Source organism: Brevibacillus fortis (assembly GCF_046196545.1).
GTDB classification, from domain to species: domain Bacteria; phylum Bacillota; class Bacilli; order Brevibacillales; family Brevibacillaceae; genus Brevibacillus; species Brevibacillus fortis_A.
Window position 1 is genome coordinate 71,802 of sequence record NZ_CP176370.1, and the last position, 17,639, is coordinate 89,440.

The 17,639-nt window shown below is 47.5% G+C and carries 21 protein-coding genes and 1 other RNA gene; 19 read left to right on the forward strand and 3 right to left on the reverse strand.

Features of this window, described 5'->3' with window-relative positions; genetic code table 11:
- The first annotated feature begins 62 nt into the window (after positions 1 to 62).
- The 3 genes from ACKKE8_RS00440 to ACKKE8_RS00450 all read left to right on the forward strand — a co-directional run bounded on the left by ACKKE8_RS00440 (position 63) and on the right by ACKKE8_RS00450 (position 1,565).
- The gene (locus ACKKE8_RS00440) at positions 63 to 329 is read left to right on the forward strand and encodes a metal-sensitive transcriptional regulator (protein ID WP_012683835.1); all 267 of its coding nucleotides are present in this window, start codon (positions 63 to 65) and stop codon (positions 327 to 329) included.
- 24 nt (positions 330 to 353) lie between these two features.
- The gene (locus ACKKE8_RS00445) at positions 354 to 743 is read left to right on the forward strand and encodes a rhodanese-like domain-containing protein (RefSeq protein WP_409176520.1); all 390 of its coding nucleotides are present in this window, start codon (positions 354 to 356) and stop codon (positions 741 to 743) included.
- A 189-nt stretch (positions 744 to 932) separates the two neighbouring features.
- The gene (locus ACKKE8_RS00450; RefSeq protein ID WP_409176521.1) at positions 933 to 1,565 is read left to right on the forward strand and encodes an NAD(P)-dependent oxidoreductase; all 633 of its coding nucleotides are present in this window, start codon (positions 933 to 935) and stop codon (positions 1,563 to 1,565) included.
- A 77-nt stretch (positions 1,566 to 1,642) separates the two neighbouring features.
- On the opposite strand, the gene ACKKE8_RS00455 is transcribed toward ACKKE8_RS00450, so the two are convergent.
- Complete coding sequence (locus tag ACKKE8_RS00455; RefSeq protein WP_069852527.1) at positions 1,643 to 1,951, reverse strand: DUF4870 domain-containing protein; 309 nt, start codon at positions 1,949 to 1,951, stop codon at positions 1,643 to 1,645.
- A 237-nt stretch (positions 1,952 to 2,188) separates the two neighbouring features.
- Here ACKKE8_RS00455 and ACKKE8_RS00460 point away from each other — a divergent pair, with 237 nt between their 5' ends.
- A complete protein-coding gene (locus tag ACKKE8_RS00460; protein ID WP_409176522.1) occupies positions 2,189 to 2,788 on the forward strand; it encodes a class I SAM-dependent methyltransferase in 600 nt (199 codons plus the stop codon).
- A gap of 12 nt (positions 2,789 to 2,800) precedes the next feature.
- Positions 2,801 to 3,460 (forward strand): DedA family protein, encoded by a 660-nt coding sequence (locus ACKKE8_RS00465; RefSeq protein WP_409176523.1) that lies wholly within the window; start codon positions 2,801 to 2,803, stop codon positions 3,458 to 3,460.
- A 123-nt stretch (positions 3,461 to 3,583) separates the two neighbouring features.
- Here the strand turns inward: ACKKE8_RS00465 and ACKKE8_RS00470 are convergent, their stop codons facing one another.
- Positions 3,584 to 4,474, reverse strand: a complete 891-nt coding sequence (locus ACKKE8_RS00470) for an EamA family transporter (RefSeq protein ID WP_409176524.1) — start codon at positions 4,472 to 4,474, stop codon at positions 3,584 to 3,586.
- 212 nt (positions 4,475 to 4,686) lie between these two features.
- Between ACKKE8_RS00470 and ACKKE8_RS00475 the strand changes: the two genes are divergently transcribed.
- The 10 genes from ACKKE8_RS00475 (at position 4,687) to ACKKE8_RS00520 (ending at position 13,362) form a co-directional block, all read left to right on the forward strand.
- Positions 4,687 to 6,450 carry an HD-GYP domain-containing protein gene (locus tag ACKKE8_RS00475; RefSeq protein WP_409176525.1) on the forward strand — a complete coding sequence of 588 codons (1,764 nt, stop codon included), beginning with the start codon at positions 4,687 to 4,689 and terminating at the stop codon, positions 6,448 to 6,450.
- Positions 6,451 to 6,505: 55 nt separating this feature from the next.
- An RNA gene (gene ffs, locus ACKKE8_RS00480) (signal recognition particle sRNA large type) lies at positions 6,506 to 6,770 on the forward strand.
- A gap of 230 nt (positions 6,771 to 7,000) precedes the next feature.
- Positions 7,001 to 8,434 carry an ATP-binding protein gene (locus ACKKE8_RS00485; protein WP_409176526.1) on the forward strand — a complete coding sequence of 478 codons (1,434 nt, stop codon included), beginning with the start codon at positions 7,001 to 7,003 and terminating at the stop codon, positions 8,432 to 8,434.
- Between the two features lie 138 nt (positions 8,435 to 8,572).
- A complete protein-coding gene (gene dnaX / locus ACKKE8_RS00490) occupies positions 8,573 to 10,270 on the forward strand; it encodes a DNA polymerase III subunit gamma/tau (protein WP_409176527.1) in 1,698 nt (565 codons plus the stop codon).
- Positions 10,271 to 10,315: 45 nt separating this feature from the next.
- Positions 10,316 to 10,627, forward strand: a complete 312-nt coding sequence (locus tag ACKKE8_RS00495) for a YbaB/EbfC family nucleoid-associated protein (protein ID WP_041749751.1) — start codon at positions 10,316 to 10,318, stop codon at positions 10,625 to 10,627.
- A gap of 28 nt (positions 10,628 to 10,655) precedes the next feature.
- Entirely contained in the window at positions 10,656 to 11,252 is a 597-nt protein-coding gene (recR, locus tag ACKKE8_RS00500) for a recombination mediator RecR (protein WP_012683846.1), read from the forward strand.
- A gap of 75 nt (positions 11,253 to 11,327) precedes the next feature.
- Complete coding sequence (locus ACKKE8_RS00505) at positions 11,328 to 11,801, forward strand: SRPBCC family protein (RefSeq protein WP_409176528.1); 474 nt, start codon at positions 11,328 to 11,330, stop codon at positions 11,799 to 11,801.
- A gap of 59 nt (positions 11,802 to 11,860) precedes the next feature.
- Entirely contained in the window at positions 11,861 to 12,838 is a 978-nt protein-coding gene (locus tag ACKKE8_RS00510) for a lysostaphin resistance A-like protein (protein WP_409176529.1), read from the forward strand.
- 15 nt (positions 12,839 to 12,853) lie between these two features.
- Complete coding sequence (locus ACKKE8_RS00515) at positions 12,854 to 13,084, forward strand: DUF2508 family protein (RefSeq protein WP_409176530.1); 231 nt, start codon at positions 12,854 to 12,856, stop codon at positions 13,082 to 13,084.
- A gap of 11 nt (positions 13,085 to 13,095) precedes the next feature.
- Positions 13,096 to 13,362 carry a pro-sigmaK processing inhibitor BofA family protein gene (locus ACKKE8_RS00520; protein WP_007719887.1) on the forward strand — a complete coding sequence of 89 codons (267 nt, stop codon included), beginning with the start codon at positions 13,096 to 13,098 and terminating at the stop codon, positions 13,360 to 13,362.
- A 16-nt stretch (positions 13,363 to 13,378) separates the two neighbouring features.
- On the opposite strand, the gene ACKKE8_RS00525 is transcribed toward ACKKE8_RS00520, so the two are convergent.
- Positions 13,379 to 13,906, reverse strand: a complete 528-nt coding sequence (locus tag ACKKE8_RS00525) for a hypothetical protein (protein ID WP_409176531.1) — start codon at positions 13,904 to 13,906, stop codon at positions 13,379 to 13,381.
- Between the two features lie 209 nt (positions 13,907 to 14,115).
- Here ACKKE8_RS00525 and ACKKE8_RS00530 point away from each other — a divergent pair, with 209 nt between their 5' ends.
- From ACKKE8_RS00530 to tmk, 4 genes are all read left to right on the forward strand, one after another.
- Positions 14,116 to 15,105, forward strand: coding sequence for a hypothetical protein (locus ACKKE8_RS00530; RefSeq protein ID WP_409176532.1), 990 nt, complete (start codon positions 14,116 to 14,118; stop codon positions 15,103 to 15,105).
- 60 nt (positions 15,106 to 15,165) lie between these two features.
- The gene (locus ACKKE8_RS00535) at positions 15,166 to 15,348 is read left to right on the forward strand and encodes a sigma factor G inhibitor Gin (RefSeq protein WP_007719893.1); all 183 of its coding nucleotides are present in this window, start codon (positions 15,166 to 15,168) and stop codon (positions 15,346 to 15,348) included.
- 104 nt (positions 15,349 to 15,452) lie between these two features.
- The gene (locus tag ACKKE8_RS00540; RefSeq protein WP_409176533.1) at positions 15,453 to 16,925 is read left to right on the forward strand and encodes an aminotransferase class I/II-fold pyridoxal phosphate-dependent enzyme; all 1,473 of its coding nucleotides are present in this window, start codon (positions 15,453 to 15,455) and stop codon (positions 16,923 to 16,925) included.
- A 39-nt stretch (positions 16,926 to 16,964) separates the two neighbouring features.
- A complete protein-coding gene (gene tmk / locus ACKKE8_RS00545) occupies positions 16,965 to 17,606 on the forward strand; it encodes a dTMP kinase (RefSeq protein ID WP_409176534.1) in 642 nt (213 codons plus the stop codon).
- The last annotated feature ends 33 nt before the right edge of the window (positions 17,607 to 17,639 follow it).

Consider the following 17,639-nt stretch of genomic DNA (forward strand, 5'->3'; position numbering starts at 1 on the left):
ACCTGAATTTCGCATAAGATACCTGTATACGTATGCCTTGTCGTGAAACAGGAGGAATTCATATGGATTACAACTACAGTGACGATATCAAAAGACGTTTAAAACGAATCGAAGGACAAGTCCGCGGTGTGCTGAAAATGATGGACGAGCAGAAAAACTGCAAAGACGTAGTAGCGCAGCTCTCCGCTGTTCGCAACGCTTCAGATAAGGCTATTGCCCAGATTGTAGCGGAAAACCTGCAACGCTGTTTGTTAGAAGAGCAGGCTGCTGGAGGAGACACTAGCAAGCTGGTGAAAGAAGCCGTAGAGCTTTTGGTCAAGAGCCGTTAAACCGATTTTGGAGAGGAGCTTCCTATGAGTTTCACTACGATTCTTTTGCTGTTAGGCTACGCGATCATCATTTGGTATTTGGTCTCTCGCTTCCTTCCTGTGAAGGGATTAGAAAATCTCAAAACAGATCAGTTCAAGGAACGGGTCAACCAAAAAAGCAGGGTGTTGCTCATCGATGTACGTGAGCCACACGAATATAAAGCGGGTCATATTCCATCAGCGGTGAACATCCCTTTGTCTCAGCTCGACCATCGTGCAAAAGAAATTTCCAGCAAAAACGATATATTGCTATACTGCCGGAGCGGGATGCGTAGTAAGCAGGCAGCAAAAATTTTAAAAAAACACGGCATTCCGCAGATGGCCCATCTGCAAAGCGGGTTCATTACCTGGAATGGTCTGACGAAAAAGAAGTAACAGCTAGCACCTGGTGTATGTGTGAATACCCGGGTGCTTTTTTTATCCGATGAAAAAACAGGGTTGACATTTTGTTTAGTTGTAACTAAAATGATTACAACAAGGCGATGCGGTAACGCCTATTCTTTTTGAGAGAGTTGTAACTAATTCAGTTACATCTACAACGTACAAAACGGAGGGAATATCATCATGAAAATTGCAATTGTAGCAGCAAGCGGTAAAGCGGGTAAGGTGATTATGAAAGAGGCGTTGGATCGTGGTCATCAAGTGACAGCGATTGTGCGTGATGCATCCAAAATCGAGCAAGCCGATGTAGCTGTGATTCAGAAAGATGTGTTTGACCTGACAGCAGCAGATTTGAATGGCTTTGACGTAGTCGTGAATGCTTTTGGGGCACCAGCAGGTCAAGAACAACTGCATGTAGAATCAGGGAAGGCTTTGATTGAAGCGTTGAAGGGTGCTCCTTCTACACGACTGCTCGTTGTAGGTGGTGCAGGCAGTCTGTTTGTAGACGAAGCCAAAACACTGCGCCTAGTAGAAACTCCTGAGTTCCCTAAGGCTTACTTGGCAACTGCGCAAAAGCATGGAGAGTACCTGCGTGTATTGGAAGAGTCAAACGGCATTCAATGGACCTATATCAGTCCATCTGCCTTTTTTGACCCAGCAGGGGAGAAAACAGGTGCGTACCGACTCGGAAAAGACCATCTGTTAGTGAACGCTAGCGGACAGAGCTATGTGAGCTATGCCGATTATGCTGTAGCCATGCTCGATGAAATCGAAAATCCGAAGCATCGCAATGAGCGCTTCACAGTAGGCTCCTAATCTCGATTCAAATTAGGCTCCTTAACACAAAGACCAGCTTCCTCTAAAGGATAGCTGGTCTTTGTTGTGTATCGAGGTTATCTACCAATCCCACCGACGAATGGGTAGGAAAACGGGCGTCCATTTAAAGAATAGATGATACCTTTGATCGGGTAGTAGATCGCCATCAGTCCAAACACAATCAGGAACGGAATCCCAATCAACAGGAAGGTGAAGAACCAGGAAATAGCGATAAGCACCGTCATAATGATGTGGAAGAACAAAGCTTGCAGCGCCATATTTTTGGCGTCACGATTTTGTACGAGCAGCCAGACAAGAATGGGCACAAGGATCGGTGCAAAAAATGTGCTAGCGTGCGTTATGACTTTTACACCTTTATAATCCATAAATAAGTCCTCCTTGATTAGATGTAAAACTTGATCTACTGTCATTGTAACCTATGGAAATCACTCAAAAAACCATCATGAGCGTGATTATTTGATCCGACTATAGACGGAGGAATTTTTATTTCCATTCGTTTACTGTTATAGTAGTAAGAAAATCTTTCGTTTTTGGTAGATAATTCGTAATGTTTTTTGGATATGATAATGGATAAGCAAGAACTGAGAAGGGAGCATATTGACATGATGATCGATTGTCATCATCCATCCAGCATGAAGGATCGGCTGATGTTCTTCTATAATTTTTTGCAGTCACCAGGCCAAGTAGGCAGTATTACTCCTAGCTCCCGTGCGCTTTGTAAACAAATGGTTGCGCCCATCGACTGGGAGCAAGCACATACAATTGTGGAATTAGGAGCAGGAACGGGGATTTTTACGAAGTGGATCGAGCTAAAGAAAAAACCGGAAGCCGTACTGGTATCTTTTGAAAAGGAGACCAAGATGCGCAAAAGGTTGGAACCACTATTTCCCGATGTACGATTCCACGAAGATGCGGTAGATTTGAATCGGGTTCTTTCGGAAGCGGGATTGGGCAAAGCCGACTGTATTTTGTCAGGACTGCCATTTGCCAACTTCCCACAAGAGCTGCGCGATCAAATTATGGATCAGGTATATCATGCGCTAAAACCAGGCGGAGTATTTGTCGCCTTTCAATATTCGCTGCAAATGAAAAAGCAGCTTTCCTCTGTATTTGAGCAAGTATCGGTGAAGATGGTTCCATTGAATCTGCCACCTGCCTTTGTCTACATTTGCCGGAAGGATGATGGCAAGGGTGTCGGCTAGGAGGATTTCTAAATGATTGTCGATATGCTGTCCGAGTCTGTGGGTCAGTTTGGCTATTTTGCTCTTTTCTTTATGTTATGGCTAGGGATTGTTGGTATGCCGATTCCTGACGAGGTGATCGTGCTGTCTGCAGGAGTGCTGACCTCGATGGGACTTCTACATGTTTTTCCTGCATTTATTGCGACCTATTTGGGTGTAGTGTCTGGGCTGTCATTAGGATATGTGCTCGGGAGATGGCTAGGTGCACCTGCATTGAACTGGATTAGTCGCAAAAAAGGAATGAACAAGTATGTAGATCAAGCGCAGTCGCTACTCGATCGTTACGGAAGCTACGCTCTATGTATCAGCTATTTCTTTCCTGTCGTCAGGCATGTGGTTCCTTACTTGGTTGGGATCGGGAAAATGACGTTTCCACGGTACGCCCTGTTTTCGTACACAACCGGCTTTGTATGGACGTTGATCTTGTTTTTGCTCGGTCATTTCATGGGAAATAAGGTGGAGATGCTTACTTCTTATGTGGCCTTATTGAATAATCGGACCGTGATTTTCTCTGTCTTAGGTGTGCTGGTTCTCATTGCTGCTGCTTATTATGGCTTTACCGTTTGGAGAAAACAAAAAAGCATCGCAGCTACACCACAGCCTATGATGATCGATCGTGATCGACAAGAGTAATCTGAATGTAATAATGACGAAGTCAGCAACCCTCTGCGTAAAGCAGAGGGTTTTTGCTTTTTATCATAAAAAAGCCCGTCCGTATGTGCGGCAGTGGCACAATGGATGGGCTTTGGACAACGTTTATGAGGTAGCCTTGTTTCTTCGAATGTTTCGCTGGCGCATCCATTCCGGCAAGATGATTCCGAGTAGAATGATCACGACACCGCTCACTTGGAGTATAGAGACAGATTCATTCAGAATGACATAGGAGGAGAGCACAGCCATCGGTAGCTCAGCTGCTCCTAATATAGCTCCCATCCCCGGGCCTATGTGGGGCATACCATAATTGAAAAAAACCGTCGGGATCAAAATACCGAAGAAGGCGAGCAAAAATACGTATGGAAACAACCCGTCCAACAATGCTCCGTTAACTAGAAAAACAGGTGGGTAAATCAGGCTGGCCAACAGAAAAGAGCCCGTCGCCATGCTGGAGCTACGAATCCACGGATTAACAGCAATGGCGATTTTCCCGCTGAACAAAATAAACAACGTAAAAGATACGGCTGAGAGAAGACCGAAGACGACACCAAGGATATGAAATTGGGCCAATCCGCCGCTCTCAAAAATTCCCCCTGCAAGAAGGGTCCCTGCCAGCAGCAATAGGAGGGAAAAAATCGTCTCCTTTCCAGGCATTCGGCGAGTCATCACAGCTTCAACCAGTACGCCCATCCATGTGAACTGAAACAAAAGGACGATGGCGATCGAGGCTGGGATATATTGCAGGGCGTTGTAGTACATAATTCCCGTGGAACCGACAGACAGACCTACGGTGACCAATAATAGCAACTGGGGAAGGGAAGGCTTGGTCCGCAGGAAGAAAAGAGCCGGTAGCCAGGTGAGCACAAAGCCCAAAAACATTTGCCCACCAATTACTTCTGCAGGCGAATAGCCTTGCTTGTAGGCAAGCTTTACGATGGTTGAAAGTATGCCGTAACTACATGCTCCGAGAAAAACCAGGAGGATGTATCTCATCTGATGCATCTCCTCACATACGATAATAATTCTTAGCTAGGATATTACGAAGGCGTCCGTTTGTCTATGGATGAGGAAGATTCCATTTTTGATCCGAACAAAGGTTTACGTTTGATCCCAGCGGGAAATAGTGAAATGACACTATGTAATCGTACCCACTACAAATGGAGTAGCTATAGGTTTGGAACAGCTCAGAAAAAAGGGGGAGGCTCGTGTACCTGAAGTGGAGGGATCGATTATTTTCCACATTTTTATTGTTGATTCTTGGCCCTACTATTCTTATTTGCTTCCTTTTTTATGAAGAAGCCGAAGAGGCAGTATTTGTACTGTACGAGACGAACATGGATGCGAATATAGGGCTCGTCGATGAACGGCTTTTGTCCCTTTTTCAGTCTATCCAAAAGGATACCGATGAATTGGCGAATAGACTGACCAGGCGAATAACAGAGGAACCATCTTTTGTCGAAGCAAAAAAGATTGGCTTCAGGCGTGAATGGACATCGCAGGAACAAGCCGTCCAAAATCTATTTGAGCGTTTCTCCCGTAACCAAAATGTGGTAGGAAATATTGTTTTTCTCGGTGAGGATGGAAGAGTTTTCTCCTTACGCGAAGATAAGAGCTGGAGTACGGATAATCAATCTCTGGAACGTGAGCAATGGGGAACCGGAGAAAACAGGGTAAATTTCCTTACCAAAAGGGAGCAAGAGGGGTGGCCAAAATCATTTTTTCTCGAGAAGCGTCTGGAGAGTTCGAATCCAAAAGCTACGGGACTTTTATTAGTGGAAATTGATCTGGATAAACTGACAGACTGGATCCGTACTTATGTCGTTCCAAAAGAGTATGGCATGGTAGTCCTTTCCCCCTCCCGAACCATTATGATTCACACCGATAAAGCTATGATTGGAAATCATGTTTCGGTGCTACCTTATTATGAAATGGCACGCAGTCAGTGGGAACAATCTAATGAAGATGGACTCTTTTCCTTGCTCATCCAAGGCAAGGATATTTACGTATACCGTCAAGTATCTGAAAAAAGCGGCGGTGCTTATTTTGAATGGTTGCCGAGAGAAGGAATTAATGAACGATTGCAACGATTGAACCTCATCTTTTTTTTCACCCTTTTTATCGTTGTTTTATTTGCCTGTTATGTGGCTCATCGATTATCAAAATGGATTGGTGAGCCGATCTATAGCTTGGTATCCGCTACTGACTCCTTGTTGAACGGTGATTTTTCCATACGCGTCCCGATACGGGGGATGAAAGAAATAATTCTTCTGGAAAATAAGTTCAACACGATGGCAGAACAGATGCATGCGTTAATTATCCGAGAGCGAGAGTATTCGCAACAGAGCCTGGATCAAATCGTTCGCAGCTTTTATTTAGCCGTAGAGATGAAGGACCCTTATACAGCAGGACATACAGAACGAGTTACGCACTATGCCCTTATCATTTACGATTATTTACAGCAACAGGAGCAACTAGCAGTTTCACGAAATGATTTACGTTATGCTGGCTTAATGCATGATATCGGAAAAGTAGCCATTCCTGATCACGTCCTTTTAAAAACAGGAAAGCTATCACCTGATGAGTATGAATGCATGAAAACTCATTCCATCATCAGCGGAGAAATTGTGGAGCAGATAGAAAACCTGTCACATATCAGTCCAGGGGTACGGCATCATCATGAGCGATGGGATGGAAAAGGTTACCCTGATCAGCTCGAAGGGGAAGAAATCCCGCTGATTGGGCGTATTCTTTCCGTTGCAGATACGTTTGATGCCATGACCTCTACTCGTTCCTACCGCAAAGCCATGTCCGCAAAAGAGGCGTACGAAGAAATCCTGCGATGCCAAGGAACACAGTTCGACCCCTCCATTGTTTCGATTTTTAAGAAGGCTTTTGAAGATGGAGCTATTCAGATTACACAATCGGCGGATTGTAAGGGAAGAGTTAGTAAGGATAGAGAGATTTCCTAGCACTGGATAGGTTTACTCCTTGCTATCGGCTACTAACTTTGGTATTCTAGTTCTACCGTGCTAGACGGGGAGGTTGCGGTGCCCTGTAACCTGCAATCCGCAATAGCAGGGTTGAATTCCTATCCTAGGTTTTCTTATGTGAGGCTGCCTTATGGCGGCGGTGTTGAGGAGCGGGTCCTGTGCAACGCGAACCCATGAATCTGGTCAGGTCCGGAAGGAAGCAGCCATAAGTGGATCATCGCGTGTGCCGCAGGGTAGCCTGCTCTGAGCTGCTACCATAAGTAACGCTCGGATAAGGATTATCGAAGATAGGTGCACGGTACTTATCACGCATGTACAGATAGCATGTTTCCGAAGGGAAGCATGCTATTTTTATTTTGCGATCCAATTATTTTTTGTTGGAAATTGACGATAACTAGCGAAACATTTCCGTGCTTTTCAGGTGGATAGAATGAAGGTTTTACGAGCATTTTCACGAATTTTCATAATAGGCGGAAAGGATTTGGTTTCTTTCCTTTCAAAATACGTCATAGGCCAGGAGGGACAAGCTATGAGTGCTCTTTCTTCGTTACATCTCGTTGGCTCGTCCGGTCGATTGCAGCGGTTCATGCATCAACTGCCTACTGCCGTTTTATTGGTGAATCAAGCGGGTAGTATCGTGGAGGTCAACGAACAACTGCTTCGTGTAACCGGATATTCACGCGATCAACTTATCAATCAGCCTATCAGCTCTCTTCTTCCCCATCGGGGTTCCATGGAGCACCTGTATGAGGAATATTTGCGAAAGGAAGAAGAAGTGGGAACCAAAGGCGAGGTCGAACTGGAATGGTGTGATAAACAGGGGAGATGCAGGAGCACATCTGTCATGATCATGGTGCAGCAAGCAGAAGAACTTCTGTACATGATCCATTTTCCCCAACTCGCAAAAGAAAGCGACCAGCTTTTGTCGCAACGCTTGCTGACCAAACTGACCTATGATACAAGCATGGGCTTGTTTATCCTCGACGAGAAATCGATCATTATCGAAGCCAGTCAGACGGCGTGCAAGCTGCTGGGCATGGAGAGACTGGACGTTATCAATAAACACGTCGATCAAGTATTTAGCGGCATCCCCGAACCGCATCGGTTCATTAAAAAAGAACTGTTGGAAGGCGTAAAGCTGCAAAATGTCGCGACTTCCTGGACCAATGACAACCAACGCTATGAGCTGATTGTCGACGCAAATACGCTCCAAGACGAGTCAGGGAAAACAGTAGGGGCGTTTATTCTTTTCAAAGACATAACAAACCTGCGATCCTTCGCCCAAAAACTCGAGCGGAATGAACGCTTGGCGATGATCGGGCAAATTGCTGCTGGTACAGCACACGAGATTCGCAATCCGCTTACCTCAATCAAAGGATTTCTGCAAATGTTCCTCAGGTTATTCGGTGACAGCGGCATGGACAGGGAGAAAACGTACACCGAAATCATGCTCACCGAAATCAATCGCATCAATTCTTTAGTCAGTGAATTCCTATTATTGAGTAAGCCGCGTAATATTCAATATTCCATGGTCGACTTAAATACTGTTTTTGAGGAAATTTTGCCAATCGTCGAGTCACAGGCGAATCTGTACGGAATTGATGTCCAGTTTGCCTCTCGGGGTAAGCTTCCGATGGTCGTCGGGGATACCGAGCTATTGAAGCAAGTGTTCATTAATATCTGCAAAAATGGAATAGAAGCAATGGGAGAGCAAGGGTCGCTTCGGATTTCCCATCATTTCGATCAGGATGGAGACAAAGTGAGTATCGATATTCACGATACAGGTCCGGGCATCCCGCTTTACATTATTGATAAGATTTTTGATCCGTTTTTTACGACGAAAGAGGAAGGGACAGGGCTCGGATTGTCTGTCTGCCAAAAAATCATTCACGATATTGGCGGTCAAATCCGTGTCTCCTCCAAAGGGTTTGGGACGACCTTCCATATCATGCTGCCGTATTAAGAAGAATGCGTCCCGCACAATTGTGAACGGGGCGTTTTTCTGTGAGACATGTCCGTTCACTTTGTACGAACGGTGGCAATCGTGTATACTGAAAAGGATATAGAAGAGGACTGTGCAGATGGGGAGTGTCACACGAACATGGCTTATACCGCGCTATACCGCGTATACCGACCGCAGACTTTTCAAGACGTAGTCGGACAAGAGCATGTTACGACAACCTTGCGTAATGCTTTACGCGAAAATAGGCTGTCCCATGCCTATTTATTCAACGGTCCCCGAGGTACGGGAAAAACAAGTGCAGCCAAAATTATGGCGAAAGCAGTGAACTGCGAGCAGCCCATAGATGGTGAGCCATGCAATCAATGCGATACGTGTAGAGCCATCTCCAACGGTTCTGTAACCGATGTGCTGGAAATCGACGCGGCATCCAACCGTGGTGTTGAAGAGATCCGCGATATTCGCGATAAAGTGAAATTTGCCCCTAGCGACGTCAGGTATAAAGTGTACATCATCGATGAGGTGCATATGCTGACGACAGAGGCATTTAACGCTTTGTTAAAAACCCTCGAAGAGCCGCCGTCCCACGTCATTTTTATTTTGGCGACGACAGAGCCACACAAGCTACCAGCTACGATTATCTCTCGTTGCCAGCGCTTTGATTTTCACCGAATTCCACTGAGAGTGATGGTTGATCTTTTGCAAAGGATTTGCCAATCACAAGGGGTGCAGGTGGAGGAGCAGGCCCTGCAGCTCGTAGCGAAGATGGCTGAAGGTGGAGCCCGTGATGCTCTTAGCTTGTTGGACCAAGCGATTAGCTATAGCAAGGACGAGGTTCGTGCTAGTGATATTATGCAGATTACGGGCACAGTTGCCCAATCTTACTTTTCTGTGCTTGCGCGACATATTGCCGAAAATGATATTGCGCAAGTTATGGAGCAATTTGATCAAGTCATGGTGCAAGGGAAAGACCCGGAGCAATTCCTGCACGATTTCCTCTACTATTACCGCGATATGCTGTTATTGAAGACAGCGCCGCAGCTAGAAGAGATTGTCGAGCGGACCATGATTGATGATCAATTTGCAGAGGTTGCAAAACTGTACTCGTTTCCGGTGCTTTACGCAGCGATTGAGACCTGCAATCAGGCTTTGTCGCAATTAAAATGGTCGACCTATGCAAGGGTGCTGGTTGAACTAACCCTTGTCAAAATGTGCCAGCCTAATGCGAATGCGACGGAATCTATGGGTGCCTCACCCGTTAACAGCGAGGAACTGATCGCGATGTCCAATCGCATCCGCGTTTTGGAAGAGCGTTTGGTTCAAGTAATGCAAGGTCAGGTGAGCATTCCCGGCCAGCAAAAGGCCGAAGAAACGCGCAAGAACGAGCCAAGGCGCATAGCTGCGGCTTCTGGTGGTTCACGAACCCCGTTGAATAGAGTCAGGGAAGTCGCGAAGGCCATGGATGAGAATTTGACGAGACAGGTGCGCGGGCAGTGGAGTCAAATTTTGACCGAACTGAAAAAGATCAAGATCCAGTACCAGGCTTGGCTAGTCAATGGTCAACCGGTAGCTGCCGGCAATGAAGCTGTTGTCGTAACCTTCAACAGTGCCATCCATTGCGATAAGACGATGGAGGCAGAGCTTCGGAGCGTGATCGAGCGCGTTATGTCTACGGTGCTGGGCAAACCCCTGCAGCTCTTGTCTGTCATGGAGGAAGAGTGGCAAAGTGTAGACCAGCAGGTTGGTCAAAAAGACGCTTCTGATGAGCCAGAAGAGGATCCGTTTTTGGCGGAAGCCATCAAGCTCGTCGGAGAAGGTCTTGTTGAAGTCAAAGACTAAATCATACACTCATAACCATTTAGGGAGGATACCTCAATGAAAAACATGCAGCAAATGCAACAAATGATGAAGCAAGTGAAAAAAATGCAGGAAGAAATGCAAAAAGCGCAAGAAGGCTTGAAAGACAGAATCGTGGAAGGCTCTGCTGGTGGCGGTGCTATCACTGTGAAAATCGATGGACATAAGCAAATCAAAGACATCGTGATCAAGCCAGAAGTAGTAGACCCTGAAGATGTAGAAATGCTGCAAGACCTGGTGCTCACTGCTGTGAACGATGCACTGCGCAAAGCAGATGAAATGGTAGGCAAGGAAATGGGCAAATTTACCGGAGGCATGAACATCCCAGGCCTGTTCTAAAAATTGGGCAGGAAAAGAGGAGTAGGCGATGTTTTATCCAGAACCGGTCTCAAAGCTCATTGATGGTTTTATGAAATTGCCCGGAATTGGTCCAAAAACGGCTGGGCGGCTTGCCTTTTTTGTGCTCAATATGAAAGAGGACGACGTGCTTGATCTGGCAAAAGCATTGGTCAATGCCAAGCGTCAGCTTCATTACTGCTCGGTCTGCAACAATATTACCGATCTCGATCCATGTCATATTTGTCGGGACAAACGTCGTGACGGCTCAATCATCTGTGTGGTGCAAGAGCCACGAGACGTGGTAGCGATGGAGAAGACGAGAGAGTTTGAAGGGTATTATCACGTTTTGCACGGTGCGATTTCTCCTATGGATGGGATCGGTCCGGAGGATATTCGCATTCCCGACTTGTTGAAGCGTCTCGGTGACGAGCAGGTGAAGGAAGTCATTTTGGCGACCAATCCGAATATCGAAGGGGAAGCAACAGCGATGTACATTTCCCGGTTGATTAAACCTTTTGGCATTCGCGTGACGCGTATCGCGCACGGCTTGCCAGTCGGTGGAGATTTGGAGTACGCCGATGAAGTCACGCTGACCAAAGCATTGGAAGGCAGACGCGACCTATAATGGAAATTTAAAAAGTCGAAACGAAAAGAAGACGGGGCTGCCTGTCTTTTTTTCGTTCTAAGAGAGGTGGCAGTAATGCCGGTTATTCGTATGGAGTTTTTGATAGATGCTCCACGACAGGTCTGCTTCGATGCTGCCAGAAGCATTGATTTGCATATGGAATCGACCGCCAGCACGAAGGAGAGAGCGATTGGAGGAGTAACGAGCGGACTGATAAACATGGGGGAGACTGTTACCTGGGAAGCCATTCACTTCGGTATCAAGCAAAATTTGACGGTGAAAATCACTGAGATGGAGGAACCGCGCTATTTCGTCGATGAGATGGTTTCTGGAGCATTCAAACGGTTTCATCACACGCATGAGTTCATTCCGATAACAGACAATCAGACCAGGATGATCGATATTTTTGACTACACATCTCCGCTGGGTATTTTGGGGAAGCTGGCGGATTGGTTGTTCTTGGAGGCGTATATGACGCGGTTTTTACGGACACGCAATGAATATCTCAAGCAAGTAGCAGAAGCACAGATAAAAGCTTTGCAATCCTGATAGAAATGCCGGACTTTTTTAAATGGACGAGACATACAGTGAAATAGGAGCGTGAGGAGATGCTGACAGGACCAGGACTGTCGCTTGCGAGTGGGATACGGCGACAAAAGTCCACTCCATGGGCGATCATGCTGTTTATTGGGTATTGGCTCATGTTTACTGCGGAGTTATCCATGATTCGTTTTCACAGGGGTGAAGACGGGAAGTGGGTCGCTACCACCGTCGGGCAACCGGAGGTATGGCTAGGATTACTTGCATTTGCAGTGACGGTATTTAGTTTCATTGCGACCGTTGGTTTCATTGTGAGCCTGCTCCGAGAAAGACGGCAGCCGACTTCATGGCTATGGCAATATGACGAGCTTACAGGGAATGATGTGCTGCATATTGTAGCTTGGCTGCATGTGTTTCAAACGGGCGTACTGCTGTTGTATGGGTTTTTACTGGAAGGTACCTTCTTTTCCACCGGAACGATCGGAGGGATATTGGAATCAGCTATTTTTCAACTGTTCCTGTTGATTTTGATTCCGCTGTGGTTTCGTGGACGACTGGGGGAAATCGGTGTTCGCCGACCTGTACGACTAGGCCGGATGCTGTTGATGCTCGCTGCTCTGTTTCTTTTGATTGCACTGGTGCTGGATGCGGTGGTGACGAACCCGATTGCGGACTGGTTTGGACTGTCTCTGTCATCAGAGCGAGAGCAGCAGATCGAAAACGAGATTGTGCAGGCGAAAGAAACGGATATTTTGGCGGCGCTCACCTCACTTCTGGTCATTGGCATATTGGTTCCGATTGCGGAGGAGATTTTGTTTCGCGGCGTGATTCAGACTTATCTGGTTAAAAGAATCGGGCCAATGTTGGGTATCTTCCTGAGCAGTCTCTGGTTTGGGCTCCTGCATATGGATATCGCTCTATTCGCTCCGCTTTTTGTCATTGGACTTTTACTCGGATTCGTTCGACATCGGTACCAATCGATCTGGGGAGCTGTTTTGTTGCATGCAGTGAACAACATGACAGGAGTACTTTACTACTTTCACTGAGGAGGAAGCTTGCAGGTGAGTAGGTGGAGAAAAAAAGCGCGGTTCGTGGTGGAATGGAATGAAGCGAGCTTGGATATGGCAGTCAATCAGGCGCGATTGGACTGGCAGCATGCCCGCTATCTTGCGGAGATCAGTGAACCGGATGGCGGCTTGGATGATGTCATTTATTATTTGCATGTGACCGAAAAGCGGTATATGTATTTGCTCGCGCAAGCAAAGCGCGAGAGGAATCGCCAACAGGCATAGGAGGAAAGCCGATGACTACAGGGTGGGTTATAGCACTGATTGTAGTTGGAATTTTGCTGGTGATTGCCGCTAGCAAATCTGTCACGGGCCCGATCAGGTGGATTGGATTTGGGATCATGCAAGTCGTGATTGGCGCACTATTGCTGTTTTTCACCAATCTGGTTGGAGAGTTGGCTAACTTCCACATCCCGATAAACCCGGTGACGGCTTTGCTCGTCGGACTACTCCGTTTGCCTGGATTGGCGGCGTTGATTGTCATCAAGCTATGGGTTATGTAGGGGTGTATCGATTCGGTTATCCATCGGTAAGCAAAAAAGCAACGCCGCGATCCTCGTATTTCACCCGGCTACGACTTGGCTGACGAAAGGAAGCAAGGAGGGCGAAGAGGCGTGGCAGCGCAACGATCAACGTTCCAGTGATCAAGGTGAGCGCGTATCCTTCCGAAAGCCACACATAAGCTCCGGCTGCTATCGCCATACTTCCCACGATTACCGTGAGCTCACTGCCCCGATAGACAGATAGCGGGATGGGAAGTGGATAGCCGGCGCCCCACCACGGAGAGACGAGCATATCGGCAGTTGTCTTTGGCTTATGTCCGCGTAGAAGGGCATACAGTCGAAATAAGACCAAATGACAGATCGGTATTACAGGTAGAATCGCTAACGTCACAATCAGTGTATAAGCGGGAACTTGTAGCATGAATGAGTGCGAAATAAGGGACAAGCCTATTAACAACAGTTGAAAAAGGTAGCCGACGAATCGCCAGCGAAAACGATAGAGCAGCTTGTAGCTATAAATCGTATGGGCGGCGGTTTCCTTCATGAGAAGTCACTTCCTTTTACAGCGGTCTGGATGAATGTAAGTCTGCGTTTCCATTATCGCACAGTCGCAAATCTTGAGAAAGCTCATACAAGGAATGAAACAAGCCGTTTGTCTAGCATGACTGGACTGACGGCTTTTTGTTATGGGTAGGATAAAAGGGATGATATGCAAACTGATTCGGTAGGGCGTAATGAGGAGGGACGGAAAGCGTGAGACTATGGGTCATTTCAGAGGAGGTCGTAACCAGATTCGGCAATGAGCTCGGAGCCTGTGGGATTGAGCTGTCCGTTTACCAAACAGATTCCTCAAACGAAGTGGCTGATGGATTTCTACTGACAAAAGAGGCTGATGGCAAGCTTTTGCAGGAAAGGATGCAACAGCTGGGAACGGGACCATGGCTCACAAATGTCTACGGAAGAGACGTGCCATACGACTGGGCGAATACTTTGCATACCCAATACAAGCACACCGGGGAGCATGAGGTCATTCGCATGGCGTTAATTACCCACGATCGTGCTTTGCTTGGAGGGGAACCCAATGGGAGATGGATGCGATTCCTTTGTAAGCAGCTTGCTTGCTACTCACTGGTGACGATGGTATGCGGGATGCGCGAAGTGGATGAAGCGCTTCGGCAATTGCCTCGCTATTTGGCGTGGAAGGAGCAGTTTTACATCGAACTTGGTACAAGCTGCGATGAGAAGGGAATTTCTCTGCTGCAAGTCAGTCGCGCGCTCGGTATGGACAAACGAATCGGTCACGGCTGGCTCTACCCTTCCCGCCAAGATTCTTCTCTCATAGTTCAATGGCTTGAAAAAGAATGCAGGCTCGTTCTACAAAAAGCCAATATACAGCGGATCGTACTTTGGGGAGAGGATTCGCTATGGGAGCATATGCCTTCTGACTGGTTGGCTGAAAAAGACGTTGCGGTGTACACCGGGGAGGACAAGCCAATTCCGAACAAAAGGATGATGGGTTGGACGCTATACGATTCGTGGCAGGATGCTGTAAAGGATGCAGATTTGCTCGTGATCGGAAATGCCGCGGGAACGACCATTGCAGAGCTGCCGTTACACGAGCTGGTTCACGTTATGAGGCAGTCCTACGTCATTGATGCGGCAGCTTGCTTCCCTATGCAGGAAGCCCAGTCCTACTTCCAAGCCTACCGAGCTATCGGCGAAAACACGAACGTTTGGGAATGATGCTGATTATAATGGGGTATAATGGTTGGTATATTGAGAAAAAGGGCAGGCGTTTTCACTATGGAAAAAGTTGCTCAGCGATGTATCGTCTGTGAACAGGAGCAGAATGACGGAATCGCCATTTGTGAGCAGTTTATCTGTCAACGGTGCGAACAGGAAATGGTCAATACCGATGTACAGGATGAAAAGTATCCATTTTTTATTCATCAGATGAGACGCATTTGGTTGCGAAAAGATGCGTGACGAAAGAAGGCATCGGTGCATTCCGGTGTCTTTTTTTTGCTGGACTCATGCGTGTCCAAATCATGCTAAAATAGGGGAATAAAAATAAAGGACGTGAGTCGCGCGTGTGGGAGAGAGATGTTGAATTTCGGGAGCGACAAAAGCGTGCGCCCCTTTATGAACAGCTTGAACGGCACGCCAAGCATCGACCGCATCCGTTTCATGTGCCAGGACATAAAATGGGCCACAGCTTTGACAACCATGCCAAAAATCGCTTTCAAGACATATTGGAGCTGGATGTAACGGAAATTAGCGGGACAGATGACCTGCATCAGCCACAAGGTGTCATTGCAGAAGCGCAGGATTTGGCGGCGCAAGCCTTCCATGCGGAACAGACCAAGTTTTTGATCGGAGGAAGTACGGTAGGAAATATCGCCCTCATCATGACGGTATGCAGACCGGGCGACAAGATTCTCGTACAACGCAATTGCCATAAGTCTGTTTTCAACGGCATTATGATGGCGAGAGCAACCCCGATCTTTTTAGTACCTGCCGTCGATCTGGCAACAGGAGTAGCTGCGGGTGTCAGGCGCGAAGATGTAGAGCGTGCACTGCTTGCACACCCCGATGCCAAGGCAGTGTTTTTGACGAATCCTACCTATTATGGAATGGGTATCGATTTGGCGAAAATGGCGGCTACGGTCCATCGGTTTGACGTACCGCTTTTGATAGACGAAGCTCACGGTGCCCACTACGGGTTCCATCCTGCCTTTCCGCGTTCTGCAATGCAGGAAGGTGCAGATGCTTCGGTCCAGTCGACACACAAAATGGGAACGGCAATGACGATGTCCTCGATGTTGCATATTCAGGGGGAGCGGATTGATCGTGAACGGTTGTTCCGTCATCTCGCTATGCTTCAGTCTTCCAGCCCGTCATATGTGCTGATGGCTTCCCTCGATTTAGCCAGACGTCATCTGGCGCTTGCGGCGACCGAAGAGTGGAACAGGTTGTTGCCGCTTTTGGACAAGTTTCGGGAGCGACTCGATCGACTGGAGTGGCTGGATTGGCCGCGACTGTCCACGAACAGCGTATACGCTACACTTGACCCGTTGAAGCTGTTTTTCCATTTGCGAACGGCCCAATTCAGTGGATTTGAGTTGCAGAAATGGATGGAAAAGCACGGGATTTTCTCGGAGCTGGCGGATGACTCTCATGTACTCCTCGCAGCCTCGACAGGAACATCCTCTCGTGACCTGGATGCTTTGTGGAGACTGCTTGAATCGATGGCGCCACAAGTAGAACCGGGGGAGGAACGCGTTCTTTTGGCGGGAGTCGTGTCTTCCCATTATTTGCGCGAGCAAGCATTGCCGATGCATGAAGCCTTTGACTGCCCGAGGGAGTCGATTCTTTTGGAGCAGGCTCTGGGACGAATTGTGGCAGAGATGGTGATTCCATATCCGCCAGGAATTCCAGTGCTGGTGCCAGGCGAGCGGATCGATGAAGAAAGTCTGGCGATGCTGAAGGAATTGGCGAGAGGACAAACGCGATTCCATGGCGTACAGGACGACCAGCTACAAACGATACAGGTTTTACGATAATCTAAGCAACTGGCCTGCTACAACAGGGGTGGAAGGAGTATGGAAGTGGCAACAGGAAAGAAAGGCCGATTTATTACGATAGAAGGCGGAGAAGGGGCCGGGAAATCCACCGTCATCGCCAAGCTGTACGAAGAGCTGAAGGCGCGGGGAGTCGATGTACTTTTGACTCGTGAGCCCGGTGGAATTGATATCGCCGAAAAAATTCGGGAAATTATTTTGAATCCGGCCCACACGCAGATGGACGAAAGAACGGAGGCTCTCTTATATGCGGCAGCACGTGGCCAGCATTTAGCGGAAAAGGTGTTACCTGCTTTGGCAGAGGGCAAGCTGGTACTGTGCGACCGTTTTATCGACAGTAGTCTTGCCTATCAAGGACATGCGCGGGGATTGGGTATTGATGCTGTCTACCAGATTAACCGATTTGCTGTCGGTGACTGTATGCCAGAATTGACCTTGTTTTTTGATGTACAGCCCGAAACCGGATTGGCGCGGATTAATGCCTCCCGTGGACGTGAAGTGAATCGTCTCGATCTGGAAGGGATGCGCTTCCATGAGCTAGTTCGGGAAGGGTATCAGCTGGTAATGAAACACGACCCAGAGCGCTTTGTCGTGATTGACGCCGAACAGCCGATGGAACATGTATATCAATCTGCCCTAAAGGCACTCTTAGACAGATTATAAGGTTCCCTGTACCGCAGGATGATGTACATGCTG